This window comes from Sinorhizobium sp. NFACC03, from assembly GCF_900103435.1.
GTDB lineage: Bacteria > Pseudomonadota > Alphaproteobacteria > Rhizobiales > Rhizobiaceae > Ensifer.
This window is the reverse complement of record NZ_FMXF01000041.1, coordinates 1-25,446: the sequence shown is the minus strand read 5'-3', so window position 1 is coordinate 25,446 and position 25,446 is coordinate 1. Positions and strand designations below refer to the sequence as shown.

At 63.6% G+C, this 25,446-nt stretch carries 25 protein-coding genes; 12 read left to right on the top strand and 13 right to left on the bottom strand.

What is annotated here, in order from left to right; all coding sequences use genetic code 11:
- Positions 1–34: 34 nt before the first annotated feature.
- Positions 35–358: a BufA1 family periplasmic bufferin-type metallophore gene (locus BLU35_RS31000; RefSeq protein ID WP_058323170.1), complete on the bottom strand. Its 324-nt coding sequence runs from the start codon at positions 356–358 to the stop codon at positions 35–37.
- Positions 359–583: 225 nt separating this feature from the next.
- Between BLU35_RS31000 and BLU35_RS30995 the strand changes: the two genes are divergently transcribed.
- The 5 genes from BLU35_RS30995 to BLU35_RS30980 all read left to right on the top strand — a co-directional run bounded on the left by BLU35_RS30995 (position 584) and on the right by BLU35_RS30980 (position 4,644).
- Positions 584–1,120: a sigma-70 family RNA polymerase sigma factor gene (locus tag BLU35_RS30995; RefSeq protein ID WP_058327326.1), complete on the top strand. Its 537-nt coding sequence runs from the start codon at positions 584–586 to the stop codon at positions 1,118–1,120.
- Between the two features lies 1 nt (position 1,121).
- Complete coding sequence (locus BLU35_RS30990; RefSeq protein WP_058327325.1) at positions 1,122–1,760, top strand: NrsF family protein; 639 nt, start codon at positions 1,122–1,124, stop codon at positions 1,758–1,760.
- Between the two features lie 280 nt (positions 1,761–2,040).
- Positions 2,041–2,220 (top strand): hypothetical protein, encoded by a 180-nt coding sequence (locus BLU35_RS35795; protein ID WP_176907510.1) that lies wholly within the window; start codon positions 2,041–2,043, stop codon positions 2,218–2,220.
- Between the two features lie 12 nt (positions 2,221–2,232).
- Positions 2,233–2,367 (top strand): autotransporter outer membrane beta-barrel domain-containing protein, encoded by a 135-nt coding sequence (locus BLU35_RS35370; protein ID WP_113398904.1) that lies wholly within the window; start codon positions 2,233–2,235, stop codon positions 2,365–2,367.
- A 462-nt stretch (positions 2,368–2,829) separates the two neighbouring features.
- The gene (locus tag BLU35_RS30980) at positions 2,830–4,644 is read left to right on the top strand and encodes an ABC transporter ATP-binding protein (RefSeq protein ID WP_058327323.1); all 1,815 of its coding nucleotides are present in this window, start codon (positions 2,830–2,832) and stop codon (positions 4,642–4,644) included.
- A gap of 71 nt (positions 4,645–4,715) precedes the next feature.
- Here the strand turns inward: BLU35_RS30980 and BLU35_RS30975 are convergent, their stop codons facing one another.
- From BLU35_RS30975 to BLU35_RS30960, 4 genes are all read right to left on the bottom strand, one after another.
- On the bottom strand, positions 4,716–5,924 hold the full coding sequence (locus BLU35_RS30975) for a TIGR03862 family flavoprotein (RefSeq protein WP_093235976.1): 1,209 nt from the start codon (positions 5,922–5,924) through the stop codon (positions 4,716–4,718).
- 80 nt (positions 5,925–6,004) lie between these two features.
- A complete protein-coding gene (locus tag BLU35_RS30970; RefSeq protein ID WP_093235975.1) occupies positions 6,005–7,078 on the bottom strand; it encodes an amino acid ABC transporter permease in 1,074 nt (357 codons plus the stop codon).
- Positions 7,075–8,265 (bottom strand): amino acid ABC transporter permease, encoded by a 1,191-nt coding sequence (locus BLU35_RS30965; protein WP_093235996.1) that lies wholly within the window; start codon positions 8,263–8,265, stop codon positions 7,075–7,077. Before BLU35_RS30965 ends, BLU35_RS30970 begins: the two co-directional genes overlap by 4 nt.
- A 20-nt stretch (positions 8,266–8,285) precedes the next feature.
- Positions 8,286–9,329 (bottom strand): amino acid ABC transporter substrate-binding protein, encoded by a 1,044-nt coding sequence (locus BLU35_RS30960; protein ID WP_093235974.1) that lies wholly within the window; start codon positions 9,327–9,329, stop codon positions 8,286–8,288.
- 322 nt (positions 9,330–9,651) lie between these two features.
- On the opposite strand from BLU35_RS30960, the gene BLU35_RS30955 reads away from it, so the two are divergent.
- Positions 9,652–10,755, top strand: a complete 1,104-nt coding sequence (locus BLU35_RS30955) for a DUF930 domain-containing protein (protein ID WP_093235995.1) — start codon at positions 9,652–9,654, stop codon at positions 10,753–10,755.
- A 104-nt stretch (positions 10,756–10,859) separates the two neighbouring features.
- Here BLU35_RS30955 and BLU35_RS30950 read toward each other — a convergent pair whose 3' ends face one another.
- Complete coding sequence (locus BLU35_RS30950) at positions 10,860–12,062, bottom strand: MFS transporter (RefSeq protein ID WP_058323146.1); 1,203 nt, start codon at positions 12,060–12,062, stop codon at positions 10,860–10,862.
- A 108-nt stretch (positions 12,063–12,170) separates the two neighbouring features.
- Between BLU35_RS30950 and BLU35_RS30945 the strand changes: the two genes are divergently transcribed.
- The 3 genes from BLU35_RS30945 to BLU35_RS30935 all read left to right on the top strand — a co-directional run bounded on the left by BLU35_RS30945 (position 12,171) and on the right by BLU35_RS30935 (position 15,312).
- The gene (locus BLU35_RS30945; protein WP_093235973.1) at positions 12,171–13,109 is read left to right on the top strand and encodes an AraC family transcriptional regulator; all 939 of its coding nucleotides are present in this window, start codon (positions 12,171–12,173) and stop codon (positions 13,107–13,109) included.
- Positions 13,110–13,313: 204 nt separating this feature from the next.
- On the top strand, positions 13,314–14,372 hold the full coding sequence (locus BLU35_RS30940; protein ID WP_093235972.1) for a DmpA family aminopeptidase: 1,059 nt from the start codon (positions 13,314–13,316) through the stop codon (positions 14,370–14,372).
- A 73-nt stretch (positions 14,373–14,445) separates the two neighbouring features.
- Positions 14,446–15,312: a D-amino-acid transaminase gene (locus BLU35_RS30935; RefSeq protein WP_093235971.1), complete on the top strand. Its 867-nt coding sequence runs from the start codon at positions 14,446–14,448 to the stop codon at positions 15,310–15,312.
- Positions 15,313–15,335: 23 nt separating this feature from the next.
- Here BLU35_RS30935 and BLU35_RS30930 read toward each other — a convergent pair whose 3' ends face one another.
- Complete coding sequence (locus BLU35_RS30930; protein ID WP_093235970.1) at positions 15,336–16,235, bottom strand: LysR family transcriptional regulator; 900 nt, start codon at positions 16,233–16,235, stop codon at positions 15,336–15,338.
- Positions 16,236–16,323: 88 nt separating this feature from the next.
- Complete coding sequence (locus tag BLU35_RS30925; protein WP_093235969.1) at positions 16,324–17,844, bottom strand: serine hydrolase domain-containing protein; 1,521 nt, start codon at positions 17,842–17,844, stop codon at positions 16,324–16,326.
- Between the two features lie 244 nt (positions 17,845–18,088).
- On the opposite strand from BLU35_RS30925, the gene BLU35_RS30920 reads away from it, so the two are divergent.
- Positions 18,089–19,129 carry a dipeptidase gene (locus tag BLU35_RS30920; RefSeq protein WP_093235968.1) on the top strand — a complete coding sequence of 347 codons (1,041 nt, stop codon included), beginning with the start codon at positions 18,089–18,091 and terminating at the stop codon, positions 19,127–19,129.
- A 53-nt stretch (positions 19,130–19,182) separates the two neighbouring features.
- Here BLU35_RS30920 and BLU35_RS30915 read toward each other — a convergent pair whose 3' ends face one another.
- Positions 19,183–20,052, bottom strand: a complete 870-nt coding sequence (locus BLU35_RS30915) for a LysR family transcriptional regulator (RefSeq protein WP_093235967.1) — start codon at positions 20,050–20,052, stop codon at positions 19,183–19,185.
- 183 nt (positions 20,053–20,235) lie between these two features.
- Between BLU35_RS30915 and BLU35_RS30910 the strand changes: the two genes are divergently transcribed.
- Positions 20,236–21,207, top strand: a complete 972-nt coding sequence (locus tag BLU35_RS30910) for a quinone oxidoreductase family protein (protein ID WP_093235966.1) — start codon at positions 20,236–20,238, stop codon at positions 21,205–21,207.
- A gap of 35 nt (positions 21,208–21,242) precedes the next feature.
- Here BLU35_RS30910 and BLU35_RS30905 read toward each other — a convergent pair whose 3' ends face one another.
- From BLU35_RS30905 to BLU35_RS30895, 3 genes are all read right to left on the bottom strand, one after another.
- Positions 21,243–21,920 (bottom strand): helix-turn-helix domain-containing protein, encoded by a 678-nt coding sequence (locus BLU35_RS30905; RefSeq protein ID WP_210185179.1) that lies wholly within the window; start codon positions 21,918–21,920, stop codon positions 21,243–21,245.
- 170 nt (positions 21,921–22,090) lie between these two features.
- A complete protein-coding gene (locus BLU35_RS30900) occupies positions 22,091–22,339 on the bottom strand; it encodes a DUF2798 domain-containing protein (protein ID WP_176907508.1) in 249 nt (82 codons plus the stop codon).
- Between the two features lie 57 nt (positions 22,340–22,396).
- Positions 22,397–23,266, bottom strand: coding sequence for an NmrA family NAD(P)-binding protein (locus tag BLU35_RS30895; RefSeq protein WP_286161678.1), 870 nt, complete (start codon positions 23,264–23,266; stop codon positions 22,397–22,399).
- A 111-nt stretch (positions 23,267–23,377) separates the two neighbouring features.
- Here BLU35_RS30895 and BLU35_RS30890 point away from each other — a divergent pair, with 111 nt between their 5' ends.
- Entirely contained in the window at positions 23,378–24,271 is an 894-nt protein-coding gene (locus BLU35_RS30890) for a LysR family transcriptional regulator (protein ID WP_093235963.1), read from the top strand.
- 41 nt (positions 24,272–24,312) lie between these two features.
- On the opposite strand, the gene BLU35_RS30885 is transcribed toward BLU35_RS30890, so the two are convergent.
- Positions 24,313–25,176, bottom strand: coding sequence for a DMT family transporter (locus BLU35_RS30885; RefSeq protein WP_093235962.1), 864 nt, complete (start codon positions 25,174–25,176; stop codon positions 24,313–24,315).
- Positions 25,177–25,446 lie beyond the last annotated feature (270 nt).

Sequence of the window (25,446 nt, the reverse complement as noted above, 5' to 3'; positions counted from 1 at the left end):
GATTGCCCCGCATCCCGTTCCGCTCTGTGGTGGATCAGGAAGGCATGTCGCGGGCCAGCGGCTGCGGCGAGCCCTTGCGACCGTCGGGCAGTTCCATGGTCGTGCAGGTGCCGCCATCGACAAACTTCCAGGCGTTGCCCTGATAGTCGACCGTGGACGTGGCCTGGCAGGTCGTGCCCGGTCCGGCGGCGCAATCGTTGTGACCCTTGAGGGCGACGCCGAAGCACTTTTCCTTGCCCGCATCCATCGCGCTTTTGACCTGTGCTTCGGTGAGCGGCGCTGCGGTCGCGAGCGTCGACAGGGCGGCCGCAACCGCGCTTGCGAGCATTGCGCTGCTGATTGTGGACTTCATGGACATCATTCTATCTCCGTGTTGAACTCATCCCGTGCGTCCTGTCTCAGGCGCACATCAGGTCTTTCGTCGCGGAGACAGGGGGCGTTACATAACGTTGGCAACACGCTTTCGTGATGCGTTCGCGAGCGGTCACGATGATGTCAGCCGGCTTGACAGCGCTGCCCATGCGAATTTGGGATGAGTGTGTAACAAACGCCTGGAATCAGCGAATGGGGAGGAAAGGCGCGAGTGAGCGGCGCGGAGGACGAACATCTCGCAAGTTTGCTTCGCCAGGCCTTGGCCGGTGACGAGAAAGCCTATGGCGACTTCCTGCGTGATGCTGCGCTCGTAATCCGCGGTTGGGCGAGGCGGTGGACCGCGGGCGGCGGCGTCGATGCGGAGGATATCGTCCAGGAGGCGTTGCTGGCGGTGCACGTCAAGCGTCATACCTGGCGAGGCGATGCGCCTGTTATCCCTTGGCTCCATGCGATCGCCAGGCACAAATTCGTCGATGCCGTCCGGCGGCAGGCCCGCCGCCCGACGGTGGGCATCGACGAATATGAAGAAACTCTTGCGAGCGCCGAATCCGAAAAGGCCCGCGATTGGGAGATCGGCCGGGCGCTGGAGGGCCTCGCGCCCGGGCAACGGGCAGTCGTCAACGCGATCTCGATCGAAGGCTGCACGATCGCCGAAACGGCGCAGAGACTGGATATGAACGAAACGGCGGTTCGCGTGGCGCTTCACCGCGGCCTGGCTGCAATCGCCCGCCGATTTGGACGAAACTGACATGGACACGAACGATCTCATCAAAGCTCTTGCAGCGGATATCCGGCGGCCCGGATTGTCTATGAATACTGTGTGGCTGGGCGCCGCAAGCGGGGCGCTCATGCTCGCCGGGCTCGTCTTCTTCATGATGCTTGGGCCGAGGCCGGATATCGCCGCCGCTGTTGAGACGCTGCGCTTCCTGTTCAAGTTCGTGGTCACCGGTGCCCTCGCGGCGGCAGCCTTCGCAGCCATGCGCGTTGCGGCCTGGCCCGAAGCCGAGTTGCGCAAGCTGCTGCCCTATCTCTGCGTCGCGCCGTTGCTGGTGCTCGTTGGTGTCGCGCTGGAGCTGATCGCCCTGCCGTCTGATACCTGGGCTGCAAAACTGATCGGCACCAACAGCGTGCTTTGCCTGACCTTCATTCCTCTGATCGGCTTGGCGCCGCTTGCGCTCTTCCTGCTGGCGCTGCGCCACGGCGCGCCATCGCGGCCGGCGCTTTCCGGTGCGCTGGCGGGGCTTGCCGCAGGTGGCATCGCTGCGACCTTCTATGCCGCCCACTGCCCCGACGACTCGCCGCTCTTCGTCGCGACCTGGTACACGATCGCGGTCTTTGGCCTGACGCTGCTTGGAGCCATTGGCGCGCGTTTGGCCGTCCGCTGGTAGCAGCGCCGGCCAGCCTCCGATCGGATTGAAGCGGTGGTGAAAACAAAAAAGGCCGGCAAGGCCGACCTTTTCCCGTTCGCTGCGTCACACTGCCAGTACATCCGTGGTCAGGGTTTCCGCGCGAACTTCGCCCGGAGCCTTGGGATGAATTCCGGCGGGCTCCACGGGCAATTCGATGATGCCTATGTGTGGTGCCCGGCTACGGTTTTCAAGCCCTTGGTCCAAAAACGCGGTGGCACCTTCGTTTCCGGTACTTCCACTAGCAATGGATGCTGACGCCATGTTCGTGCAGGAGCGCAACGAGGTGCTCGTCCGGCAGCCTGTCGGTGACCAGCGCATCGATGTCGGCAAGCGACGCAAGCCGGACGAGCGCCCGCCGGCCAAATTGCTGCTGTCGACTGCGAGAATGACGCGCTCGGCCTGGCGCATGGCGGCCGAGACGGCGGCGACTTCGGCGTGATCGTCGTCGCCGATGTCGGCGCTGGTCGAAGCGGGCATCGACTTCAACATCGCGCCGGACGCGACCTTTGGCGTCAACTACACCGGGCAGATTGCGTCGGGCGTCTCCGACCACGGCGTCAACGCCAAGCTCAAGGTGAGCTTCTAAGGCTCACGCCGAGCAGCAGAGCATTGCAAGGGCTGACCTTGCTCGAGGATTGGAACGCCGCGCGGTAATGCGCGGCGTTCTCGACGTTCGCGATCTGCGTCCAGCGACTGTTGCAAACCGGCCGCAGCCGCGACGATTGGCGCCATGGCAAGATTTCTGCACTTGGCGGTTGCGCCCGATTCGCCTATAGGTCGTCATCCGGCAACCAATCAGGGAGGTTTTAAAAGATGCCAGCTTTTTCTTTCTCCCTACCGGGCGGCGTACAGTTCTGAGCTGGACGCAGACGGGCACTTTCGCCTTTCCGTCTTTTCCGGGTCGGAGTTCGTCTCGCTGACCTTGGCCCTTCCTCCCCGGAGGACGCTGCCAAACCAATGATGCCGCATCGGAAGCTGGGTTCCTTTTTTCGGCATACTCCGTTTTGAATCAGTTTTGAGGCCGATGCATGGGCATCGGGCAATCGTTATGGCTTTTACTCGTTTCGATCTGCGCGGCGGTGCGTTCCGCAGCGTTCTTGGTTTCACTTGGGTCCATTGGAAGCGGCAGCCGCTGCGGATCAGTGTCATCCTTGGCATGGTTCTGCTGTCAACGCTCGCCGACGTCCTGACGCCGCTCTATTCCGGCCGGCTTGTCGACGCCGTCGTCTCCGGTGCGGCAGCCGATCAGCTTGCCTGGAATGCGGCACTTGCTGCCTTCTGGATGCTGATGGCGCTCTCGCTCGGCGCGATCATACTCAGGCACTTCACCTTCCTGGGCGTCACCGATCTGACGCTCAAGATGATGGCCGACATCGCGTCTGCCGCCTTCTACCGCATCCAGCGCTTCTCGACCGACTGGCACGCCAACAGCTTTGCCGGTTCGACGGTGCGCAAGGTGACGCGCGGCATGTGGGCACTCGACCTGTTGAACGACACCTTGCTTGTGGCCCTGTTCCCGTCCGTCGTAATGCTCGTCGGCTCGACGGTGCTGATGTCGTTCTACTGGCCGATGATGGGTGTCATCATCGGTATCGGTTCGATCGTCTTCATCGTCGTGACGATCCTCCTGTCGCTCGGCTATGTCGCGCCGATGGCAAGCCTTGCCAACCGATGGGACACGAAGCTCGGCGGTGCGCTCGCGGATGCAGTCAGCTGCAACATCGTCGTCAAGGGTTTCGGTGCCGAAGGCCGGGAGGATGCCCGCCTCGCCAAGGTTCTTGCCAAGTGGCGGGACCGCACGCGCAGAACCTGGATACGCGGCACGACCAACGGCACGACACAGGGAGCCATGCTGCTCGTCTTGCGCGCGGCGGTGATCGGCTTTGCGCTCCTGTTGTGGTCGCGCGGGCAGGCAACGGCCGGTGACATCACCTTCGTGCTCACCTCGTTCTTCATCCTGCAGGGCTACCTGCGTGAAGTCGGGCAGCACATCCGCAACTTGCAGCGCTCGATCAACGACATGGAGGAGCTCGTCGACATCCATGGCCAGCCGCTCGGTATCGAGGACAAGGCGGACGCCAAGCCGATCCGGATCACCGATGGCCGCATCGAGTTCAAGGATGTGACGTTCCACTACGGTGCGCACCGCAAGCCGCTCTACGACCGGTTCTCGGTGACGATCCGGGAGGGCGAACGTGTCGGTCTCGTCGGGCATTCGGGCTCGGGCAAGACGACCTTCGTCAAGCTGATCCAGCGTCTGCACGACCTGAAATCCGGGCAGATCCGGATCGACGGTCAGGACATCGCTTCGGTGGCGCAGACGTCGCTGCGTCAGCAGATCGCGATCGTCCAGCAGGAGCCAATCCTGTTCCATCGCTCTCTGGCGGAGAATATCGCCTATGCGCGACCGGACGCCACGCAGAGCGAGATCGAGAAGGCGGCGAAGCTCGCGAGCGCCCACGACTTCATCACGTCCCTGCCGAAGGGCTACGGCACGTTGGTGGGCGAACGCGGGGTAAAGCTCTCGGGCGGCGAGCGGCAGCGCATCGCCATCGCCCGAGCGTTCCTGGCGGATGCACCGATCCTGATCCTGGACGAGGCGACCTCGAGCCTTGATTCGGAATCGGAGGTCTTGATCCAGCAGGCGATGGAGCGGCTGATGCTCGGGCGCACGACTTTGGTGATCGCGCACCGCCTGTCGACGGTGCGGGCGCTCGACCGGCTGCTGGTGTTCGATCATGGTCGGATCGCCGAAGAGGGCACGCATGACGCGCTGATCCGTCTCGACGGCGGCATCTACCGCGGTCTCTTCGAGCGCCAGGCGCTGGAACTGACCAAGGGTCTGGTGTTGAACGACCAGTAAGCCGCCTCTTTTGGAGGCACCTTCAAGTCCTTTCGCCGCGCCTTTGCCGGGTGCGGCGAAAATCTATCGATCTATCGGCTGAGCCAGCGGTCGATGCCGCGGGCGGCGGCACGGCCGGTGGCGAAGCAGGCGGTCAGCAAATAGCCCCCGGTCGGCGCTTCCCAGTCGATCATCTCTCCCGCAACGAAGGTGCCGGGCAGTGCCTTCAGCATGTAGCTTTCGTCGATCGAATCCCACTGAACTCCGCCTGCCGAAGAGATAGCTTCGGCGATCGGCCGCGGGCGCAACAGCGGTATCGGCAGCGCCCTGATCAAGGCAGCGAGATCAGGTGGACCCATCCGGGCGGCTCCGGGCGCCAGTTCGCGCAACAGGGAGGCCTTCACGCCTTCGAGCCCGGCTCCCTTGCGCAGGCGGTTTGAGAAGCTGGTCTTGCTGTCGAGGCGGCCAAGGTCCTTTTCCAGTCTCGCAACGCTTCTTCCCGGCGTGAGATCGACCACCAGGTCGGCCTCTTCGCCGCGCGCCAGCCGATCTCTGAGGGCGGCCGCATGGGCGTAGACAAGGCTGCCTTCGATGCCGTTCCTCGAAACGACGAATTCACCAGGAACCGTCCCGGCCGCGGATGTGGCGGTGACACCCTTGAGGGCGGCACCCGAGGAGCGGTCGCGGAAGGTTTCGCTCCAGTCGACGTCGAAGCCGCTATTGGCGGGTTGGAAACTGGCGACGGCCACGTCCCGCACGTCCAACCAGGGAACCCAGGCGGCATCAGATCCGAGGCGGGGATAGCTCGCGCCGCCGAGTGCGAGCAATGTCGCATCGGCACTCACAAGCTTTTTGCCATCAGGTGTGTCGAAGGCGAGTTCGTTGCCCTCAAAGCCTGTCCAACGATGTCGGGTCAGGGTCCGGACCCCACGACCTTCCAGCGATTTCAACCAGGCGCGCAGCAACGGCGACGCCTTCATGACCTCGGGAAAGACACGTCCCGACGAGCCGACGAAGGTCGCGGTTCCCAGCACCGCCGCCCATCGCCTGATATCATCGGGCGTGAAGGCATCAAGCGCCGCGCGCAGCCGCGGCGACGCGTCACCGAAACGTTCGGCAAAGACGGCGTAAGGTTCGGCATGGGTAATGTTCAGGCCCGACTTGCCGGCGAGCAGGAACTTGCGCGCGACGGTCGGCATGCTGTCGTAGACGGTGATCGCGTGGCCGCGCTCCGCCAACACCTCCGCCGCCATCAGCCCGCTTGGCCCGCCGCCCACAATGGCGATGTTCTTTTGTCCCATGCGCTTGCCCGGTCACAGATTCCATGTCGCCGCACTCTTGGCCCGGCGGCGCGCGGCGCGCAACCCCGCGCGACGTGCGCTCAGCGGCGATTGGAACCGTTGAGCTTCCGCTCGAGCCAGAGGCTGTAGCGCGAACCGGTGAAGCAGATTGCGAAATAGACCAGCGCCGCAAAGATATAGGCCTCGCTGTAGAAGCCGAGCCAGGTCGGGTCGGTCGCCGAAGTCTTGGCCGCGTTCAGCAGATCGTAGATGCCGATGACGGCGAGCAGCGAGGTGTTGAGCACGATGCCGATCGAGAGGTTGACGATTGCCGGGAGGACGGCAGTGAGCGCCTGCGGCAGCACGACCAGCCGCAGCATCTGGATCCGGCTGAGGCCAAGGGATAAGGCCGCCTCCTTCTGCCCGGAGGGGATCACCTGCAGGCCGGCGCGGATGACTTCGGCGAGATAAGCCGAGAAGAACAGGGTAACGCCGATCTGGGCGCGCAGCAGCTTGTCGATGGCGGCACCGCTTGGCAGCGCCATCGGCACGATCAGCATGGCCACATAGAGAACGGCGATCATCGGCACGCCGCGTAGCACCTCGATGAAGGCAATTGCCAGGCACCGCACGATGCCCATGTCCGATTGGCGGGCAAGCGCCAGCAGCAGCGCGATCGGGAAGGCGAAGGCGAGGCCGGCGATCGAGACGGTGAGCGTGATCGGCAATCCGCCCCAATGATTGGTCGACACCGGTTCCATGCCGGCTGTGCCCGCCATCAGCAGCCAGATCACGACAAGGGCCAGCAGCCAGACCGGTACCAGGCGGAAGCTCCAGAAGCGGGGAAGGGCAGAGACCGTGAGCAGCGCCGTGATGAGAGTGAGCACCAACGCCGGTCGCCATTGCAGCGGGGGCGGAAAGAAGGCGAAGAGCATGAATCGAAACTTGGCACCGACGAAGGCCCAGCAGGCGCCGGCCGTCCCTGTTGCGCAATCGGCCGACGTGCCGGACCACACGGCATCGACGACGGCCCAGCGGAAAAAGGGAAGTGCGAGCCAGAGCATCGCCGCGAGCGTGGCAAGCGTGACGAGGCCATTGGCCCAGCCGCTGAAGAGGCCGTCGCGCCAACGGTGCCAGTCGGGCGCGACGGGCGGCGCAAGTTCGATCTGGCTCATCGCTTTCCTTCCTCGCGCAGAACCACGCGGCGGTTGTAGAGGTTCATGACGGCCGAAACCGCAAGGCTGATGGTCAGGTAGACGGCGGCGATGATAATGATCGCCTCCAGCGCCTGTCCTGTCGTATTCGCCGTCGTGTTGGCGACGCTGACGAGGTCCGGGTAGCCGATCGCGACCGCGAGGCTTGAATTCTTGGTCAGATCCAGGAAGCTGGAAATCATTAGCGGCGTAATCACCCGAAGCGCCTGCGGCAGCACGACGAGGCGCAGGATCTGAGCGGGTTTCAGCCCGAGCGCCCGGGCCGCCTCCCATTGACCCGATTTTACCGACTGGATGCCGCTGCGCACGATCTCGGAGATCGAGGCCGAGGCATTGACGACGAGGCCGATCAGCAGGGCTGCGAACTCGGGTGTCAGCGACAGGCCGCCGCGAATGTTGAAGCCGCCCTTGGCGGGGATTTCGACAGAGGCCGCGAAACCTAGGGAGGTGAGGGTGAGGTAACAGAGGGCAAGCGCCCCGAGGGCAGCACCGGCGGACGTCGGCAGATAGAAGGCTGAGCCGGCGAACAGGCGACGGCACAGAACGAGCGCGGCGAGGACAGCCAGCATCACCACCGAAAGCCAGACCACCGCTGGCAAGCCTTCGACCGAGAGCGAGGGAAGATAGACGCCACGATTGCTGAGATAGATGCTGCCGAGGAAAGAATAGGCGCTGCGCGTCGGCGGCAGCGCGTGGATGATGGCGCTCCACAGGAAGAGTTGCAGCAACAACGGCGTGTTGCGCAAAAGCTCGACATAGGAATGAACGAAGCTGGCCAGCAGCAGGTTGCCCGAGAGCCGCGCGATGCCGAGCGCGACGCCGAACACGGTTGCAAGCAGGCAGCCGACGACCGCGACCTTGATCGTGTTGGCAATGCCGGCGCCAAGCGCGCGGGCATAGCTGTCGCCGGCGGAATAGGAGAGCAGACTCTCGCCGATCTCGAAGTTCGCCTGGTGAGAGAGAAAGGCGAAGCCCGGCGTCAGCCCCATGCGGTGCATGCTGTCGGCGGTGTTCTGGCCCAGGAATGCGAAGAGCAGGAGCACGACGACGAAAAGTAGGCCTTGCAGCAGTGGCAGCGGCCCGATCCAGGTGCGCAGCCGCGAGACAGGTCCGGGCCCCGAAGGGCCCGGTCGGCTATGGCGTGTCATGGGAAAATCCATGAAGCGGCTCAACGGAACGGCGGCGAATAGAGAAGGCCGCCCGCGGTCCAGGGTTGGTTATAGCCGCGCTCGAAGTTGAGGGCCGTGCCCTTGCCGACGTTGCGCTCGAAGATCTCGCCGTAATTGCCGACGGCCTTGACGATGTTATAGGCGAACTTCGGATCAAGGCCGATCGCTTCCCCAAGCGAGGGATCGACGCCGAGGAAGCGTTTGATCGCAGGGTCCTCGCTCTTCAGGAAGGTATCGACATTGTCCTTGGTGATGCCGAATTCCTCGGCCTGGATCGTCGCATAGACGGTCCAGTTGACGATTTCGAGCCACTGGTCGTCACCGGCGCGAATTGCCGGCGCCAGCGGTTCCTTCGACAGGCGCTCCGGCAGAAGCACGTAATCGTCGGGCTTCGAAAGCTGCGTGCGCTTGGCGGCAAGGTCGGTCGCGTCCTGGGTGAGCGCGTCGACGCGGCCGCTGTCGAGCGCCTTCAGGAACTCGCCGGTCTCTTCGATCGTGACCGGCGTGAAGGCCTTGCCGGTCTTGCGGAAGAAGTCAGCGATGTTGAGCTCGCCGGTCGTGCCGCTCTGGACGCCGATGGTCGCGCCGTCGAGTTCCTCTCCCTTGCTGACGCCAAGATCCTTGCGAACCAGCAGGCCCTGGCCATCGTAGAAAACGACGGGACCGAAATGGAAGCCAAGCTTGAAGGCGCGGCTGACGGTCTGGGTCACGCCCGACAGCAGGATGTCGAACTCTCCGGACTGCAGCGCCGGCAGCCGCTGCTGCGGTGAGGAGTTGGTGAACTCAACCTTTTCGGCGTCGTTGAAGACGGTGATCGCGATGGCGCGGCCGAAATCGACGAAGAAGCCTTGCCAGCGGCCGCTGCTATCGGGCGAGAAGAAACCCGGCGTGGTACCGACGCCGACCTTGATCACGCCGCGCGCCTTGATCTTGTCGAGCGTCTCGCCGGCAAGCGCTGACGTGGCGATGAGGCCTGCCGCCAGCGCTGCCGTTGCGGCAAAGGCTTTTGTGAAAAGTTTTCGGTGAGTGAAATTTCGCTGCATGAAGGCCCCCAAAGCCAATAAGAATGTCGTTTCGCATCACCGGCAGAGCCGTTCGAGGCGCGCTGAAATAATTAAATCTATGGAAATTATATAATAGGTATTTTTGTGCAAAATTGGCGCGTGGCCCGAAACAGATTTCGCCGCCTCGTTTTCGCCGGGAACGTTTTTGACAAGCGGGTGGTTGGCTTGCGCGCGTGGCGGCGCGGTCCGCTCGCCTGAAGCTGCGCGACCGGGCCTCCCGGTGCACTCCAGGGCTGTACCTCTTGTTGAGATCGGCGGAAGTTCCTAGGTTCCGCCGATCGATTGGTTTATCTCGTTGGCGATGCGGCTCTTTGCGGAAAAATGGTGGAAACGGGTAGGATGGGGCGCGCCGACATCGGTCGCCCTGCATCTCATCGTCGTCTTTCTGCTGTTGTTCGATCTGCCGCTCGAACTGCCGAAACCTCCGAAAGAGCAGACCGTCAACGTTGAGCTCGTTCCTCCCCCTGAGGCGAAGGAGGAGAAAAAGGCCGAACAGAAGAAGGCAGGGCCGAAAAAGGGCGAAGAGAAGAAGGCCGAGCAACCGAAGCCGCAAGCCAAGCCCAAGCCCCAACCGAAGCCAGAGCCGAAGTCGAAGCCGGAACCCAGGCCGGCGCAGCAGTTGCCGCAGTCCTTCGCCTCCGCCATGGCCAAGACCAAGCAGGACAACAAGGAGGCCGAGCTGCCGCCGGCTGCACGGGACACGGCAAAAAAGACCGAAACGTCCGAGCCGGCAAAGGCTGTGGACGACAAGGCAAAGCCAGCGGACGAGCCGCCAAAGGTGCCCCCGGCGGAGAAGAAGGAACCGGTGAAAGAGCCGAAACCGCTGTCGGCTCTGGCTGTGCCCGCAAAGTCATCCGAGAACGCCACACAGAAGGCGGATGAAAAAGCCGCCTCGACGGTGGCCGAGGCGAAGCCTGAGCCAAAAGAAACGCCTCAGGCCAAGCCGCAGGAGGTCAAGTCGGAACAGGAGACCGCAAAGGCAAAGCCGGCCGATGCTGCGGCAAAGGTCGAACTCAAGCCGGTTCCGAGCAAGATGACCGAAGCAAAAGAGCTGTACTCGGCAAAGTCGATTGCTGACCCGCGGGTGAAACAGGCGCTGATCAACCTGCCGGTCAAGAGGCGCATCCTGCAACTGTGCAATCTCGAGGCGCTGGAGCAGATCCGCAGCCAACGACCGGATACCCCGCCGGAAGGGCTGGTGCCCTTCGGACCGAAAGGCGGCTTCATCTCGAAGAACCGGATGGACGCGAGCGGCGGAGCCTATCAGAGCAAAGCGAATTGGTACGACGTCGATTTCAAATGCGTCGTCAATGAAGAGGCGACGGAAGTGACCTCCTTCAGCATCGCCATTGGCGACGCGGTGCCGAAGACAAGCTGGAGGGAGCGTCGTCTTCCCGGGAACTGATACTCCAGAGTGGATCCGGATGTTGACTTTTCTTGCCTGCCGAACCCCTTAAGGCCCGGCAGGCGCAGGGTGCGAGTTGCCACTCCCGCCCTGATCTTGGTCGGCTACTCCGCAGCCTGCAGCGTCCGTTCGCGATAGACGGAGACCAGCGACGTGCCGAGCATTGCTGCGACCGCGGCGAAAAGGAAGACGCCTGCGGGTCCCTGAAGTTCGACGAGAAGGCCGCCGAGGATCGCGCCTGTGGAAATGGCGATCTGGAACGTCGTGAGCGTTGCTGCTCCCGCACCTTCGGCCTCGTCGCCGGCGGCGCGGCTCAGGAACGATTGCACACTGACCGGCAGCGCGCCGAACGCGAAGCCCCAGGCGGCCGTGGCAACAATGGCGACGGCGGGCAGTACGCCGGCAAGCGCCAGCGTCAGAGTGGTGACAGCGACGCCGGCTGCGGCCGACATCATCGACAGCCGCGTGCTGCGCTCGGCCAGGAACCCGCCGGCAATATTGCCGAAGAATCCGCCGATACCGAAGGCGAGCAGGATCGCCGTGATCGCCTCGACACCGAACTGCGGCACCTGCTCAAGGAACGGGCGAACATAGGTGAAGCCGGCAAAGTGACCCGTGACGACCAAGAGGATCGTCGCAAGGCCGAGCCGGATCGCCGGACGCTTCAGTACGTTGAGGATCGTGTTGAGGCCGGTCGTCCCGACAGGCGGAAGGCGGGGAACCGTCAGCGCCTGCACGATGAACGTAACGATGCCGACGGCGGCAGCGAGCAGGAAGGCATAACGCCAGCCGAGCGTCGCGCCGATCCAGGCGCCGACCGGGGCCGCGCAGACCGTCGCGATCGACACACCCGACATGATGATCGCCATCGCCCGAGGCATCAGCCGGGCGGGAACGAGCCGCATGGCGAGCGCCAGCGACAGCGCCCAGAAGCCGCCGAGCCCGATGCCGAGCAGCAAGCGCGCGACAAGCAGCATCGGAAGACTTGAGGCAAAACCAGCGATCAGGCTCGAAATCACCAGAAGGGCGGTCAGGGTCAGAAGGACGTTCCGCCGGTCGAAGCGCCCGGTGTAGACGACGATCGCCGGACCGGCGATGGCCGCGACGACGGCTGTGGTGGTGACCGACTGACCGGCCGCGCCGACGGTGACGCCGAGATCGGCGGACATCGGCGTCAGAAGACTTGCCGGCAGAAATTCCGCCGTGACCAAGCCAAAAACCCCAAGCGACAGGGACACGACGGCCGCCCACAAGGGCTTTTCTCGCTCATCCGCATGTCCCGTGGGCTTGGCGACAATACCATCCATGACTTTCATCTCCATTGCATGTGGCGATGAAAATATGCATGGCGTGTTGGAGTTTCTATGCTAGAAAATCCAAAACACTGTGCCGATTATCCAAAGATGGGATGAGAGATGAGCGATGCGCTAACCGAGATTCTGCGCGGCCTGAGGCTCGACGGCGTGGAATATGGGCGTTGCCAGCCCTGTGCGCCATGGGCAACCTCCTATCCCGCGCAGGAACCTGCGCGTTTTCATTTTCTCGCATCCGGTTCCGCCCATCTGCAAACGCCCGACGGCGCCTGGATGGAGCTTGCGCCAGGCGATGCCGTGCTGTTGCCGCGGGGCGACGCGCATGTGCTTGCCAGCAAGCCGGGGCTGCCGGCGATCTCGATCCGCGACCTGCCGAAACGCCAGGTTTGTGATGGCATTGTCGACGTGCAGTGCCCCAACTCGGACAGCCAGAACCTTCTGTTTTTCGCGGTGATGCAGTTCAACGTCGATCGGCTTCATCCTCTACTGCAACTCATGCCTTCGGTCATGCGCACCAGCGATCTCGCCTCGAGCGAGCCGTCGATCCCGTCGCTGCTCGATACGATGACGCGTGAGGCGGCGATGCAGCGCGTCGGTTCCGGCGGCATCCTGGCGCGGCTTGCCGACGTGCTGACCGCAACGATCATCCGTGCCTGGGTAGAACATGGCTGCGGCACCGCGACCGGCTGGCTGGCCGCGGTCCGCCATCCGGAGGTCGGTCGCGTTCTTGCCGCCATCCATCTCGATCCGACCAAGGACTGGTCGGTGCCGGAACTGGCAAAGCTCATGGGCGCATCGCGCTCGGGTTTTGCCCAGCGCTTTGCCGATACGGTCGGCGAGACGCCCGCCCGTTATGTGGCGCGCATGCGCATGCACCAGGCGCATCAGTGGCTGCGCGAAGGAAAGCGCGTGGCCCATGTCGCCAACCGGCTCGGCTATGATTCCGAGGCCTCGTTCAGCCGCGCCTTCCGCAAGATCATGGGTGCGCCGCCAAGTCATTCCCGGAGCCTGACGTCGCCTCCGGATCATCTGGCGTCCTGACCTGCCGGGCTGCATTGTCTCAGAACTTGACGGCGTGATCGGCCCTTGCGCCATGATCCCGTCGATGTATCCGCCGGCGTTGCAGGCTACTCATGAAACTATTCCATTTTTGAGATGCCGTTTTGCCAACGATAAAGGTAGGGTGCCCCGCGACGAAACGTCTGTTTCGCGATCGGGTCGACGGGCAAGGAAATGACGGAAAAAATGGTAGATATCAAATGCTTGCGACTTCGGGACCTTGGCTTCCGGCCGGGCGTCTATGAACCCGGCCCGTTGAATGCCATTACCGATGTCGAGGGCGTCGCGGTCGGTCATGCCACCGTGGTCGAGGGGGATCGCATCCGCACCGGCGCGACCGCCATCCTGCCGCATGGCGGCAACCTGTTTCAGGACAAGGTGCCCGCAGCGCTTGCGGTGCTCAACGGCTTTGGCAAGTTCGCAGGATCCACCCAGGTCGAGGAGCTAGGTGAGCTGGAAACGCCCGTCGTTCTCACCAATACGCTCGCGACCGGCCGGGCCATCGAGGCAATCAACCGCTGGACCCTGGCGCAACCCGGCAACGAGAAGGTCGTGTCGCTGAACGCTGTCGTCGGCGAGACCAACGATTCCCGTCTCAACGACATTCGCGCCGGCCGCCCGACCATCGACGAGATCGGTGCAGCCCTCGCCGCCGCGAAGACTGGTGCCGTGGAGGAGGGGGCTGTCGGCGCCGGTGCCGGCACGGTGGCCTTTGGCCTCAAGGGTGGCATCGGGACCAGTTCGCGCCGCGTCAAGGCGGCCGGGGAAATCTTCACGCTCGGGGTGCTCGTTCAATCCAACTATGGCGGGCGGCTCACCGTCTGCGGTCGTGCCTATGATGCGCCGGCGGCACACGACCGGGATGGATCCATCGTCATCGTAATCGCCACCGAAGCGCCGCTCTCCGCTCGCAATCTCAAGCGTCTCGCCGAGCGCGGCTTTGGCGGCCTTGCCCGCACTGGGGCAGCACTCAGCAACGGCTCCGGCGACTATGCGCTTGCCTTCTCGACGGCGCCATCCGTTCGTCGAACGAAGGCACGGCGGGCAGCGATTGCGGATTACCCGGACCTTCCGAACGACCTGATGTCGCCGCTCTTCGAGGCGGCCATCGGGGCAACCGAGGAGGCAATCCTCAATTCGCTGACCATGGCGCGAACGACGCACGGCTTCAACGCCGCGAACGGCAAGCCAAGCACGGTCGAAGCGATCTCGCTCGAGAGGCTTCGCGACTTGAGAGAGCAGTGATCATTGCGCCATGGATCGCGAGTGGTGTGGCGATCCACGGCTGCACACCAAACCTAATATTTATGGAGCCCACATGTCCCAGCCGCCCATTCGCACAGTCTATCTCAACGGCGAGTTTCTGCCGGAGAACGAGGCGCGCCTCTCGATCTTCGATCGCGGCTTCCTCTTCGGCGATGGCATCTATGAGGTGACCGCTGTTCTTGACGGCAAGCTGATCGACAGCGCGCCGCATATGGCCCGGTTGGAACGTTCGGCGCGTGAAATCGACGTGCCGCTGCCGGTGTCGACCGAGGAGATCGTCGCGATTGAAAAGCGGCTGGTGCGAGACAACGACCTTGTCGAAGGCATCGTCTATCTCCAGCTCACCCGCGGCGCCGAAGACCGGAACTTCCTGTTCTCGGAGGATATCAAGCCGACGCTTCTGCTCTTCACCCAGCAGAAGACGCTGGTGGGCGTCGCTGCGACGGAGAAAGGCCTTTCGATCAAGACTGTGCCCGACCAGCGCTGGGCACGCCGCGACATCAAGAGCGTGTGCCTGCTGCCGCAGGTGATCGCCAAGCGCATCGCCAAGGCCGAAGGCTGCGACGAGGCCTGGATGATCGAAGACGGCTATGTCACCGAAGGCGCTTCCTCCACCGCCTATATCATCACCGAGGACAATCGCATCGTCACCCGCGGCAACAGCCAGGCGACCTTGCCCGGTTGCACGCGGCTTGCCGCACTGGCGCTGGCGCGCGAGCAGGGGCTGACGCTAGAAGAACGGCCCTTCACGCTCGACGAGGCGCTGAGCGCCCGCGAAGCCTGCCTGACCAGCGCCTCGAATTTCGTCGCACCGATCACCCGGATCGACGGCAAGCCTGTTGGCTCCGGCGCACCGGGCCCGATCGTCAAGCGCTTGCGTGAACTCTATCTGGAACACGCACGGCGGACGGCGATCTAGGTGGCGCGGTTCTGGGCTATCGCCTAGGCGGTGGCCTCAAGGCTCTGCCAGACACGCCCGACGATCGGGCGGCGGTTCTCCCTGGCGCGATAGACGCGGATTTCGACGCTGACGTTCCAGCGAGGCTCGGCTGCCCGGACCAGGGAGCCGCTTGCCAATTCGTCCGTCATCAGGCTCTCAGGAACCCAGGCGATGCCCCAGCCGGCTTCGGCCATGGCTTTCAATCCCACGGACATGCTGCCTTCGTGCACCCTTTGCGCCGGCGGCAAATTGGGACTGATCAGCTCGTCGAGGAGTTGGCCGAAGAAGGACGACTTCTCGTAGCTCAGATGCGGGAAGGGTTTCGCCCCGCCTTCGAGCAGGTGCTTTGGCGCACCTGTTTTGTTTGCGGCCGAGACGGGAAGGATGCGCTCGTGTCCCAGCACACGATGCTCGAAGGCCTGTGGGTCGAGCAGGTGCGGAACCTGGGTGTGGGCGTAGGTGAGCAGGAAGTCGCATTCGCCGTCGACGAGCGAGTTGAGGTTTTCCTCCATGCTGCCGGAATCCGGACGAAGCCGCGAAAACAGCGGTCCGACCCTGGCATTGATGCGGGTCATCCACTGCGGAAAGAAGGTGAAGGAGAGCGTGTGCAACGCCGTCAGCGTAATCGTTCGGGCGTCGAACCCTTCCTCTAACCGCAGGTCGCGGCGGGTCTGGTAGAGTTGCTTCAGCGTCGCCTGTGCCACGGGAACGAATTTCGCACCCGCCTCGGTCAAACGCGAAGGATAGGTCGCCCGATCGACCAGCGTTGCCCCCAGCCACGCTTCCAATTGTCTTATGCGGCGGCTGAAGGCCGACTGCGTCACGTGGCGCTCGTCCGCCGCCTTGGAAAAATTCAGCGTGTTGGCGAGCGCCAGAAAGTCCTCAAGCCATTTGATTTCCACTGACGCGCTCCCGTAAAGCTCGGCTCCCGCCGTCATCTGCGGCGAGAAAGCCTCCTTTTAGGCGGTGCGGCAGCGCCATCAAGAAAAATCAGCCGCGCCGATGGTACTCGATCATCCGGGCGCGGCTCGTCACCATTTCGAGACGGTCAGGCCCAAGCAGATGCAGGCAGATGCGCTTCACCCATGGACCGTCGTTCAATGTGAACAGGAAGCGGTCGTTTCCGAGTGCGGTCAGTGCAAGGGCCTGACGCGTCGGACCGATGCCCATCAACACCGTACCTTTATCGACCGTGAATTCCGCGTCTTCGTTCGAGCGCCAGACGCCGCAGAGCGAGGCGGGAACGGGCTCTTCGGTCTTTGCCGGGAGGAAACGTCTAGCAGCATGACCGACCTCGCTGACTAGAGCGGCACCATCACGGTGAAGCCTTAGGGGCGACGAGGCGGAGCGCGATGAGACCCAGCCTTCGCCGTCGTCATAGAGCGTCTCGTCGGCATCGAGATAGGTGCAGGTGCTGCCCTTGATCTCGATCCACCAGGGGCCGGTTTCCGTCACATAGAGACCGTCGCCGAGATCGGTCACGGGAGCCGGTAGTGTGAGCCCGGTGAGCGCTGCCATGCTTTCGAGCGCGATCTTGTAACCGTTGGTATCTTCGCGATTGGAAACGATGACGAAGCCGGCGCGCGTTTCGGGATCGAGCAGGAAATAGGTCTTGTAGCCGGGGTGTGAGCCGCCGTGGCCGACGAATTCACGCGGGCCGAGCCAGGACTTGCGCAGGCCCAGGCCGTAACCCGTCGGTCGCCCGTCGGCAAGAAACCGGGTCGCCTGCAATTTCTGCAGAAGACCGGCGAAGCGACCTTCGTCGCCGAGCAGCGCCTGTAGCCAGGTGGCGAGCGCCCGGGCGCTGCCGGTCAGGCTGCCCGACGCGGAAATGTGCAGACCGGCGGCGGAAAGCTGCCAGCTTTTGCCCGAATGCCAATAGCCGGGAACGAGGTCCTCCACCGGGTCGTTCCAGACGTCCGGCGCCTTCAGCGCGATGCCGAGCGGCGTTGAGATCTCGCGCTGGACGAAATCGTCGAAACCGAATCCCTTGCGCCCCAACGCCGCTTCGACGAGGCGGTAGCCGGTGTTCGAATAGGAGACCTCGGTGCCTGCCGCGAAGTTCAGCCGCTCAAGGCGCGAAATGTAATCGAGCAGCGCTCCGGCCTTGGTTTCCGTGTAGACGGAAAGGCCAAGCAACGACAGGCATTCGCGGGTATCCGGCAGGCCGCCGCTCATGTCGAGCGCCTGTCCAACCGTAACTTCGGCAAGCGGCGAACGCAATTCCGGAAGGTGTTGGCCGAGCGGATCGTCGAGGCCTATCAGATCGCTGTGCGCGAGCACCATTGCCGAAAAGACGTGTTTGGTGAGGGATGCATAACGCACGACGCTGTCGACCGCGAACGGCGCAAACGTGGCGAGGCTCTCGACGCCGGCCGCATGCGAAAAGCAGATTCCGGATCCGTCGAAACCGATGACGGCGCCGCCCGGCTCGTCCGCCGCCCATTGTGCGGTCAGGCGTCTCGCTGTTGCTTCGGCGGCTTGCCAATCCAGCGATGCCGGCTTCGTCATGTCCATTCTCCGTCCTGTTCGCGGGGTGTTGCCGCGCGCGTTTTCTGACTAAGCACGACAGCCGCATGCGCTGCCAATTCCGATTCCGGCAGGGCCTATGCACGGTTTGCATTTGCCCGGCATGGCTGCATTGGGTTAGGGCGGCAGGGAAAAATGGTGCGGTTCCCGCACCCAATGTCTATGGTCCGTCCGCGACTATCTATGAGTCGCGCACAGGACAACAGGTTGAGAAGGCGATCCAGAATTGGCGACCCAAGCGAAAATCCCGGTCTTTGACGGACATAACGACGTGCTGTCGCGGCTTTGGCGTTCGCCGGGCGGTGCGCCGGAACGCCGCTTTCTCGACGGCGCCGATACCGGACACATCGATCTCGACAAGGCGGAGACGGGTGGCCTTGCCGGCGGTCTCTGTGCCGTCTACGTGGCTTCGCCGGGCCTGGCCAAGGACGGCAGCGGCGACTTTGCGATGCCCGATCAGCAAACCGCTCTCGAAGCTACTCTCGGTATGGCGAGCCTGTTGATGCGGATCGAGCGGCAATCCGAGGGACGGCTGAAGATTTGCCGCAGTGCTGGCGATATCCGCGATGCCATGGCCAAGGGCGCCTTTGCTGCGGTGTTGCATATCGAAGGCATCGAGGCTGTCGGCGCCGATCTCGACGCGCTCTATGTGCTCCATGCCGCCGGCCTGCGCACGCTTGGTCCCGTCTGGAGCCGGCCGAACATCTTTGCCTATGGCGTCCCTTTCCGTTTTCCCTCTTCGCCCGATATCGGTCCGGGCCTCAGCGAGGCCGGCAAGGATCTGGTGCGCGCCAGCAACGAGCTGAAGATCATGCTCGATCTTTCGCACATGAACGAGCAGGGCTTCTGGGATATCGCCGCGCTGTCGCAGGCGCCCCTGGTGGCGTCGCATTCCAACGTTCATGCGCTCTGCCCGCACAGCCGCAACCTGACGGACCGTCAGCTCGACGCGATCAAGGATACCGGCGGGCTCGCGGGTATCAATTTCGGCGTGCTGTTCCTGCGCGCCGACGGGACCAGGAACACGGACACGCCGCTCTCGCTCCTTGTCGACCACATCGACTATATCGTCGAGCGTATCGGTATTGACCATGTGGCACTCGGCTCTGACTTCGACGGTACGGCCATCCCTGCTGCGATGCGTAGCGCAGCCGACCTGCCTCTGCTTGTCGACCTTCTGCGGACACGCGGCTATGACGAGGCGGCGCTCGCCAAGATCTGCCACGGCAACTGGCTCCGCGTGCTGGAGACGACCTGGGGCGCGTGAGTTCCATTCGGAGCCACGTGTTCTCAAGCGGCCGAGCGTTTCAACGAAGGTCACTAGGTTCTTGACGCTGCCGGCAGGGCTTCGAGCAGCACGCCGATCGCTACATCGACGACGGCTGTGCGGCGATCCCTGGCGAAAAGCCCGTATTGGACGGCAAGCGGCTTCGGAACGCCTGACGAAGCGGGGAGCGCCCGCATCGTGCTCGCGCGCACGGCTTCTGGCGGAAGCAATCCAATGCCGAGCCCGTTCTCGATTGCGGCTTGAAGCGCCGTGATGCTCTGGCTCGTAAAGGTGATGCGGTGTTCTCGGCCCTGGTCCGCCAGCGTCTCGATCATGCGCCGGCGCCAGAGACAGGGCGCTGCGAAGGCGACGAGGTCGACCGGCCGTGTCTCGTCGAACGCATAGTCCGTGGCGCAGACCCATTGCAGTTCTACGTTCCAGGTGGTGAGGGCGTCAGCCGTGACCACAGAGGTCGGCACGACCATGATGTCGAGTTCACCTTCGGGCCAGGTCCTTCCGAGCGCCACGCACTGCTCCACCACGACGTCGAGCCGGATCTCCGAATAGCCGCGCCGCAGCCGCCCGAGAGCCTCGGGCAGCGCCGTCGTCGCCACTTCCTCGGCAAGCCCGACCCGCACGCCACCCGTGAGGTCGGCCTGTCGCAGCCGCGCGGCCGCTTCGTCGCCGAGCGCCAGCATGCGGGTCGCATATCCCAGGAACAGTTCGCCCTCGCGCGTCGGCACGACGCCTCGACCAGTGCGGTTGAAGAGTTGGCGGCCGAGCAGATCTTCGAGCCGGCGCATCTGCATGCTGAGCGTCGATTGGGTGCGGCCGGTCTGGGTAGCGACGCGGTTCAAGCTGCCTTGTCGACAGACCGCCACAAAGGCGCGCAGCAGGTCGATGCCGATCTGATCAGATATCATAATCTTTGAACTCTATTGTCATCGATATCAGTCTACACGGGGAACTGCCGTGTGGCTATCTATCAGGTGTGAGAACAAAGGAGCGCTCGATCCGCATGCCCAAGAAGAGCAAGCCGGCACCCACCATCGACTAGGCACTGCCACGGCCCTGCGGCCACGATTCCCAACCAGAGGAGCAAATCCATGAAAGCAATCCGCGTGCATCAGCACGGCGGGCCTGACGTGCTCGCCTATGAAAACGTCGAACTCGGCGAACCTGGCCCCGGCGAGGTCCGGGTGCGCAACCGGGCGATCGGCGTCAACTTCGTCGACGTCTACCTGCGCCGCGGCTCCTACCCGCCACCGCAACTGCCGTTCATCCCCGGAAAGGAAGGGGCGGGTGAGGTGATCTCGGTCGGGCCTGATGTCGAAGGCTTCAAGCCCGGCGATCGGGTCGCCTATGCCGAGGCGCTCGGCGCCTACGCGCAAGAGCACAATGTGCCGGCCCATTTCCTCGTGCATCTGCCTGACGACATCGACTTCGAGACGGGTGCGGCGATGATGCTGAAGGGCTTGACGGCGCAATATCTCCTGCGCCGCACCTTCCGTGTCGAAGCTGGTCACACCGTCCTCGTCCATGCCGCCGCCGGCGGCGTCGGCCTCATCCTGACGCAATGGGCGAAGCATCTCGGCGCCACGGTCATCGGCACCGTCGGCTCACCTGAAAAGGGTGAACTCGCGCGATCCAATGGCGCAGACCACGTAATCGACTACAGCAGTTCGGGTTTCGCCGACCATGTCCGCGAGATCACCAAAGGCGAAGGCGTCGATGTCGTCTACGACGGCATCGGCAAGGCGACGTTCGAAGGTTCGCTCGATAGTCTGCGCCCCTTCGGCCATTTCGTCAGCTTCGGCGCCGCCTCCGGCCCGATCCCGCCGTTCGACATCACGACGCTGGCGATAAAAGGGTCGCTTTACGCGACCTGGCCACTGCTGCCGGCGCACCTGGCGCGGCGCGAGGACGTGCTTGCCATGAGCAAGGATCTCTTCGACCTCGTCGCGAGCGGCGCGGTCAAGATCGCCGTCCACGCGCGTCTACCGCTTTCGGAGGCAGCCGAGGCGCATCGCCGGCTCGAGGGACGCCAGACGACGGGCGCCATGGTGCTGTTGCCCTAGCGTTGGAGGCTCGGACGCTCAAGCGCCCTTAAAGGTCATGTCTTGCTGGTGGCGCTCAGCCGGTTGTCGGCTCGCGTCACCGCGAGGCTGTCGGCAGGGCTTCCCGACGGATCTCCGTCGCCGAACACATCCATGGTGCAGGTGTGCAGAATAGTGGTGGGCTCGCTCGTGTGGTTCCACATCGTGTGGGTGCGGACAGAAGGGAAATGGGCGGAATCGCCGGCCTCCAGCACCATACGCTCACCGTCCACCTCCAGCGTCAAAGCCCCCTGGAGAATGAAAAAGATCTCTTCGCCCTCGTGCGACATCGGTTCGCTGCGATGGCCCGGCGGTTCGTGGATGATGGTGCTTCTGAGCACGTTACCGGGGAAGGAGGCGGAGAGGCGTTCGTAGGAGACCGCGTTGCCGCGTTCTCCGCCGAGCCCATAGATCGGCCGGTGTTCGCGGCGGGTGAACGGTGTCGCCACCTTCGGCGGGTTGAGGAAGCTGCCGGCCTCGACCTTCAACGTCCGGCAGACGGCAATCAGCGAGGTCAGTGACGGGACGGTGATGCCGCGCTCGATCTGCGAAATGAAGCCGACGGAAAAGCCTGCCTCGTCGGCGACCTCCTGAAGGGTCATCTTCAGCGTCTTGCGCCGTTGGCGCAGGCGATCGCCGAGCGACGGCGCCTCTGCCTCGCCGGTAGATGCGCCGCTGGCATGGTCCGTCGTCAATGTCTGTCCCCTTCTCGTCTCTCCTCAAGCTAGGGTGCGGCCCGATTTCCTGTCAATCGATTTTAGATATCCTAAAAATCATCCGCCGCAGCAGGAGGCCGGGAACGGCAAAAGGCAAACTCCTCGCAAATGGTCGCCGAGGGCGCGAGGGGAGGGTTGCGCTGCGCGCTTCAAGGGCTGCTGCGTGGTTGCTCCACCGTCGCCGCCACGATCCGGCGCACCACCGGAAGAACCACGAGCAGACTCGGGAACGCGACCAGCCAGGAGAAGGCCCAGGCCTTGAGCCATAGCGCCAAGAGATCCGGCTGCAGGCCGCTGCCGCTGGCCGTCGAGACAAAGGAGACGATGGCGGACATCAGCACGGAAAGGACAAGCGGCATGACGATCGCCTGGTATCGATGTGGAAGCTTCTTTGACATAGGGATGACTCCAGAATTTCGAAAAAGAAGGGGAACGGCGCCGGACAGTCCTTGTTGCTAGGCTTGCGCCAACTCACGGATGAAGCCTTCGAGGCTGCGGGGGGCACGCTGAAGGGCAGCCCGAAGCGTCAGGCTGTTTCCACCGAGGCCCACCTCGGTATAGTGAGCATGCACCTTGGCCAGTAGTTCCAACTGGTGGTCGGTGTATGTCGCGGCGATCGGCTTTGCCCATTCGTGAAATCCGATGTTTCCGGCGACGATCGGCCGCCCGAGCGCTTCGCTCATCATGCGGGCGATTTCCTCACGGTTGTGCCGTCCTTCGGCGCAGAGCTCGAGCGTTGCATAGGCGAGGCGATCCTCGGTCAGTGCAATTGCCGCGACCTCGGCGACGTCCCGGTAGTCGACCCGGGCGATGCGCGTCGTCGTCGGGAACGGCTCGGCGAAGGTGCCGGTTGCAAGCACACTTGGCCAGGCCGGGCGGAGGTTCTGCATGAAGTTTGCCGGATGCAGGATGGTGTATTCGAGCGGTGACGAATAGAGCGCGTCTTCCACCGGGATCTTGGCCGCATGGTTCTTCAGCCGGACATGGGTCGGCTGGATCACCGAGGAGAAGACGAATTTTTGCACTCCGGCACGCACGGCTGCCTCGACGATGGATACACCCATCGCCGCTTCATCCGGGGCAAAGGCGGGCCCGACATGGAAGACGCCGGCAGCGCCTTCGAGTGCCCGGTCGAGGCTTCCGCGCGCACGCAGATCGCCGATCGCGATCTCGGATGCGCCCAGCGATTTCGCCAGCGCGCCATGCGTCTCATCGCGGATCAGGGCGCGAACCTTGGCGCCGCGCCGCGCAAGTTCCGGAACGACGAGGCCGGCGAACCGGCCGGTGGCGCCGACAACGAGGATCGTATTGGATCGCTGGTTCATTGAGCTGCCTTTCATGTCGCCGAGAAGTGATGACCTCAAGCTAATGAGGCACAAGGCGGCGGACAATCGATGTGAAATGTGATTTATTCTCCCGGAAAACGGGATTATTTCATGAGCCGCATCGAAGACCTGGAAGCCTTTCTGGCCATTGTCGAACAGGGTAGCCTGACGGCGGCTGCGAAACGGCTGGGGCGCCCGCTCCAGACCGTCAGCCGGTCGCTCGCCATGCTTGAGGCTGATGTTGGTGTGGAGCTGGTGCATCGCACGACCCGCCGCTCGATGCCGAGCGAGGCGGGCGAGAGCTTCTATCAGCGCATCAAGCCGGCGGTGGAGGAGATCCACGAGGCGCGCGAGGAGGCGGCGCAGCGCCGGTCCGAGCCGTCAGGCGTGCTGCGCCTCGGGGCGCCCAATCTGTTTGCGCCGCGGTTCCTGATGCCAATCATCGCCGAATACATGGCGAAGTATCCTGCGGTCGAGGTGGACCTCGACCTTTCCGATGCGTTCGTCGACCTCGCCGGAAGCGGGCTCGACCTGGTGGTGCGGATCGGGGATCTCGCGGATTCGGGACTGACAGGCAAACGCCTGGGTGCGCTTCGCCGGGTCGTCTTCGGTTCGCCCTCCTATTTCGCGCGCTTCGGTCGGCCTTCACATCCGCTGGAGTTGGCCGAGCATCGTTGTGTCACGCGCACGGGCGACGAGCGACCTGGCGCCTGGATGTTCACCATCGACGGTCGGGCTCGCGCGGTCAAAGTCACCGGCTCGTTTCGCACGAATTCGATGAACACGATCTACTCGGCGGTGGAGGTAGGTCTCGGCCTTGGCTACTCTCCGCTCTGGCAGATCAAGCACCTGATCGACGCGGGCAAGGTCGAGGTCGTCCTAGAAGACTTTGAGCCCGCTCCGGTGCCGATCCACGCGCTCTGGCTCGAGGGGCGGAGCCCTTCGGCAAAGATCCGCTACTTTCTCGATCTGCTCGGCGAGCGGCTGAAGCTCGACCGCCTTTAGAGCGGGCGAGGCCGCTTCTCTGCCGGCACCGCCCTTGACGTCTATTTCGCGAACTTCTTGGCGCCGGCGACGCAGAGCACGATGGCGCCGGTTGCTGCCAGCATGCTCCAGCTTACGGGCTCTCCGAGGAGCGTCGCGGCAAGTGCCAGGCCGAAGAAGGGCTGGAGCAACTGCAATTGTCCGACGCCGGCGACGCCGCCGAGCGCGAGGCCGCGGTACCAGAAGACGAAGCCGACGAGCATGCTGAAGATCGAGACGTAGGCGAGGCCCGTCCAGGCGCCATGCGTGACCATCGAGAAGGAGGAAGGCAGCGTGAAGAGCGTGAGCGCGAGCATGATCGGCAGCGACAGGACCAGCGCCCAGCAGATGACCTGCCAGCCGCCAAGCTTGCGCGAGAGGCTGGCGCCTTCGGCATAGCCAAGGCCGCAGACGATGATGGCGCCGAGCATCAGGAGGTCGCCGATGGGCGACGCGGCGAAGCCCTGTACCAGCGCGAAGCCCACCACTGCGGCGCTGCCGAGGGAGGAAAAAAGCCAGAAGGCCGGGCGTGGCCGCTCGCCGGCGCGCAGTACGCCGAAGATGGCCGTTGCCAGCGGCAGCAGGCCGACGAAGACGATCAGATGCGCCGAGGTCACGTGCTGTAGGGCGAGGGCGGTCAAAAGCGGGAAACCGAGCACGACGCCGAAGGCGACAATCGCCAGCGAAACGAGATCGGCCCGCGCTGGACGCGGTTGACGGAAGATCAGAAGCAGCGCGAGCGCGAGCAGGCCGGCGATCGCCGCACGCGCCACCGTCAGAAACACCGGATCGAAATCCATGACTGCGACGCGTGTCGCAGGTAATGATCCGCTGAAGATCAGCACCCCGATAAAACCGCTCATCCAACCGTCTGCCGTCTTGTCCATCGCATTCTCCAATGAAAGAACACAAGGGGCAAAACGGCTTCAATTGGCTGCTTTTCCTTGGGTTCGGTTGGTTATTGACCGGCATTTCCGCCGATAAGGCTAAATGTCTTCCTTCCGCGCGACAGGCATCTGCCGTTCGGTTCTTGAACCAATCTCCAATACGTGACCTGATGCCTTGGCTTCGGTCACAGAGTGGCGTTCGGCTCCCGGCTTCCCATTCTCCTTGAAGAGCGCAGCCCAGTCCTGCCGGGCTCGCTAGACTGCAATCAG

Coding starts and splice junctions, on each gene's coding strand:
- BLU35_RS31000 (WP_058323170.1), bottom strand. CDS start 358: ATGTCCATGAAGTCCACAATCAGCAGCGCAATGCTCGCAAGCGCGGTT.
- BLU35_RS30990 (WP_058327325.1), top strand. CDS start 1,122: ATGGACACGAACGATCTCATCAAAGCTCTTGCAGCGGATATCCGGCGG.
- BLU35_RS35795 (WP_176907510.1), top strand. CDS start 2,041: ATGTTCGTGCAGGAGCGCAACGAGGTGCTCGTCCGGCAGCCTGTCGGT.
- BLU35_RS35370 (WP_113398904.1), top strand. CDS start 2,233: ATGTCGGCGCTGGTCGAAGCGGGCATCGACTTCAACATCGCGCCGGAC.
- BLU35_RS30980 (WP_058327323.1), top strand. CDS start 2,830: ATGGCTTTTACTCGTTTCGATCTGCGCGGCGGTGCGTTCCGCAGCGTT.
- BLU35_RS30975 (WP_093235976.1), bottom strand. CDS start 5,924: ATGGGACAAAAGAACATCGCCATTGTGGGCGGCGGGCCAAGCGGGCTG.
- BLU35_RS30970 (WP_093235975.1), bottom strand. CDS start 7,078: ATGAGCCAGATCGAACTTGCGCCGCCCGTCGCGCCCGACTGGCACCGT.
- BLU35_RS30965 (WP_093235996.1), bottom strand. CDS start 8,265: ATGACACGCCATAGCCGACCGGGCCCTTCGGGGCCCGGACCTGTCTCG.
- BLU35_RS30960 (WP_093235974.1), bottom strand. CDS start 9,329: ATGCAGCGAAATTTCACTCACCGAAAACTTTTCACAAAAGCCTTTGCC.
- BLU35_RS30955 (WP_093235995.1), top strand. CDS start 9,652: ATGCGGCTCTTTGCGGAAAAATGGTGGAAACGGGTAGGATGGGGCGCG.
- BLU35_RS30950 (WP_058323146.1), bottom strand. CDS start 12,062: ATGGATGGTATTGTCGCCAAGCCCACGGGACATGCGGATGAGCGAGAA.
- BLU35_RS30945 (WP_093235973.1), top strand. CDS start 12,171: ATGAGCGATGCGCTAACCGAGATTCTGCGCGGCCTGAGGCTCGACGGC.
- BLU35_RS30940 (WP_093235972.1), top strand. CDS start 13,314: ATGGTAGATATCAAATGCTTGCGACTTCGGGACCTTGGCTTCCGGCCG.
- BLU35_RS30935 (WP_093235971.1), top strand. CDS start 14,446: ATGTCCCAGCCGCCCATTCGCACAGTCTATCTCAACGGCGAGTTTCTG.
- BLU35_RS30925 (WP_093235969.1), bottom strand. CDS start 17,844: ATGACGAAGCCGGCATCGCTGGATTGGCAAGCCGCCGAAGCAACAGCG.
- BLU35_RS30915 (WP_093235967.1), bottom strand. CDS start 20,052: ATGATATCTGATCAGATCGGCATCGACCTGCTGCGCGCCTTTGTGGCG.
- BLU35_RS30910 (WP_093235966.1), top strand. CDS start 20,236: ATGAAAGCAATCCGCGTGCATCAGCACGGCGGGCCTGACGTGCTCGCC.
- BLU35_RS30900 (WP_176907508.1), bottom strand. CDS start 22,339: ATGTCAAAGAAGCTTCCACATCGATACCAGGCGATCGTCATGCCGCTT.
- BLU35_RS30895 (WP_286161678.1), bottom strand. CDS start 23,266: ATGAACCAGCGATCCAATACGATCCTCGTTGTCGGCGCCACCGGCCGG.
- BLU35_RS30890 (WP_093235963.1), top strand. CDS start 23,378: ATGAGCCGCATCGAAGACCTGGAAGCCTTTCTGGCCATTGTCGAACAG.
- BLU35_RS30885 (WP_093235962.1), bottom strand. CDS start 25,176: ATGGACAAGACGGCAGACGGTTGGATGAGCGGTTTTATCGGGGTGCTG.